Annotated in this window: 4 protein-coding genes; 2 read left to right on the top strand and 2 right to left on the bottom strand. The window is 41.7% G+C overall.

The window, feature by feature from the left end:
* Positions 1-302 precede the first annotated feature (302 nt).
* Together JUI58_RS11270 and JUI58_RS11265 are read left to right on the top strand one after the other, a co-directional pair.
* Positions 303-596: a type II toxin-antitoxin system RelE/ParE family toxin gene (locus tag JUI58_RS11270; protein ID WP_204103885.1), complete on the top strand. Its 294-nt coding sequence runs from the start codon at positions 303-305 to the stop codon at positions 594-596.
* A 29-nt stretch (positions 597-625) separates the two neighbouring features.
* Positions 626-904 (top strand): HigA family addiction module antitoxin, encoded by a 279-nt coding sequence (locus JUI58_RS11265; RefSeq protein WP_204103884.1) that lies wholly within the window; start codon positions 626-628, stop codon positions 902-904.
* 76 nt (positions 905-980) lie between these two features.
* On the opposite strand, the gene JUI58_RS11260 is transcribed toward JUI58_RS11265, so the two are convergent.
* Both JUI58_RS11260 and JUI58_RS11255 read right to left on the bottom strand, forming a co-directional pair.
* A complete protein-coding gene (locus tag JUI58_RS11260) occupies positions 981-1,271 on the bottom strand; it encodes a type II toxin-antitoxin system RelE/ParE family toxin (protein WP_204103883.1) in 291 nt (96 codons plus the stop codon).
* A complete protein-coding gene (locus JUI58_RS11255) occupies positions 1,268-1,489 on the bottom strand; it encodes an addiction module protein (protein WP_204103882.1) in 222 nt (73 codons plus the stop codon). The genes JUI58_RS11260 and JUI58_RS11255 overlap by 4 nt, the downstream gene beginning before the upstream one ends.
* Positions 1,490-1,728: the final 239 nt, after the last annotated feature.

Here is a 1,728-nt window from a genome sequence, read left to right as displayed (position 1 = left end):
CAATGGTCAGATGCGTTTTTTCAATCCCCAAACTGGGGAGTATTTAAGGAGTCCAGATGAGTCCGAACGGGAACGGATTGAGGAACGACGGGAAAAAGAACAAGTTCAGAGGACATTGCAAGAGTTGCGCGATCGCCTGCTTGCGAAAGGATTAGACCCTGATAACCTCTGAAACTTCCTATTATCCTCCTCTCTTATTCTTGCGATCGCCTAACCTGAGAAGAAATCTCCGAATTGGAAGCGATCGGCGATCACGATCGCATTTTTACTCATCTCAATAGTTACTGACTGGTTTGGGAAGAATGATTATTTCTTTTGGTAGTCAAGCAACAGAAGACCTTTTCAATGGAATCAATAGTAAAAAGGCCAGTAAAATTCCTTCTGAAATTGTTAAAACTGCTTTAAGGAAGTTAGATATGCTCAACGCGGCTCAAAAACTTGACGATCTCAGAGTCCCACCTGGAAACCGCTTGGAAGCGTTGCAAGGAGATTTAGAAGACTGGTATAATATTCGCATTAATGAGCAATGGCGAATTATTTTTCAATGGCAAGCTGGGGCTATAACTGGTGTAGAAATTGTTGATTATCATCGTTAAAATTGTTTCGGGTTAATATTTTTTTGCTTATGTTACCAACTCATCGACAGCCAACCCATCCCGGAGAAATTTTACTGGAGGAATTTCTCAAACCTTTGGAATTAACTACAGAAGACCTTGCTACTCATTTAGAAATTCCTACCCAACAAATGAATGAAATTATCAAAGGCGATCGCGGAATTACTCCAGAAATTGCTTGGTTTTTCTCTCAAGCCTTTCAGACTTCGCCGGAATTTTGGATGAATTTACAGACTCACTACGATCTGTGTTTGAGTCGTCCCAAGTTACTGAAATCGGCGATCGCCTGACTGTAAAACGACTTTGAGGGGAAGTGCGATCGCATTCCTCTCGTTTTTATGTATTCTGCCGGAGGAAATAAATATTTTAAGTGCGATTTCTCCAAAAATTAGGTTTTCGGTGAAGATGGGCAACTGCAATCACTAAAATTCTCTCTTTTTCTACCGTGTAAATAATACCATAAGGAAACTGCCGAGTCTGACATCGCCGAATATTTCCACCGAGTAACAACCATCCTGATGGAAAAGCGATGATGCGATTAATGGTACCTTGAATTTCACTACAAAATTCCTGTCCAAGTCCAACACGCTGTGATTCGTAATATTGAATTGCTTCTTGGAATTCTTGACGCGCGATCGCTAAAAACTCTACTCTCACAAATTTCTCATCTCCTCAAATACTTGTGATGCGGAAATAGTTTCTAATTTCCCTTCACGGTTGGCTTGCAGGCGAGTTTCGGCTTCTTCTAGCCAAAGTTGGTCGATTTGAGGATCGCTTTGGTCTAAGCTATCAACTAGGGCATCAATGAGCATTGCTCGCTCTATGGGAGAGAGTGCTAAAGCCTCTCGAAATACTTTTTGTGTGAGGTCGGACATGGGACTATTTTAGCGGGAATGATACTGATTTGATTGTAGCTTTATTTTCTATTTTATCTACCGGAAAGGAGCTAGAGGAAGAGTTTAGTCGCGATCGCGCTATAATTTCTGTACGATAGAACTAATGGTATAGTTCATCTCTTTGAAAACCATGACTCTCGCACCCCTAAAAACCCCGATTGTTTACCCCGAACCCGATGGCGAACCGATGGCAGAAAGTGACCCCGCACGGGATTATT

It is taken from the genome of Spirulina sp. CCY15215 (genome assembly GCF_016888125.1).
GTDB lineage: Bacteria > Cyanobacteriota > Cyanobacteriia > Cyanobacteriales > Spirulinaceae > CCY15215.
This window is presented reverse-complemented; position numbering and strand designations above follow the sequence as displayed.

Bases quoted from the DNA above. Each gene is read 5' to 3' on its own strand.
- JUI58_RS11270 (WP_204103885.1), top strand. From the start codon at position 303: ATGATTATTTCTTTTGGTAGTCAAGCAACAGAAGACCTTTTCAATGGA.
- JUI58_RS11265 (WP_204103884.1), top strand. From the start codon at position 626: ATGTTACCAACTCATCGACAGCCAACCCATCCCGGAGAAATTTTACTG.
- JUI58_RS11255 (WP_204103882.1), bottom strand. From the start codon at position 1,489: ATGTCCGACCTCACACAAAAAGTATTTCGAGAGGCTTTAGCACTCTCT.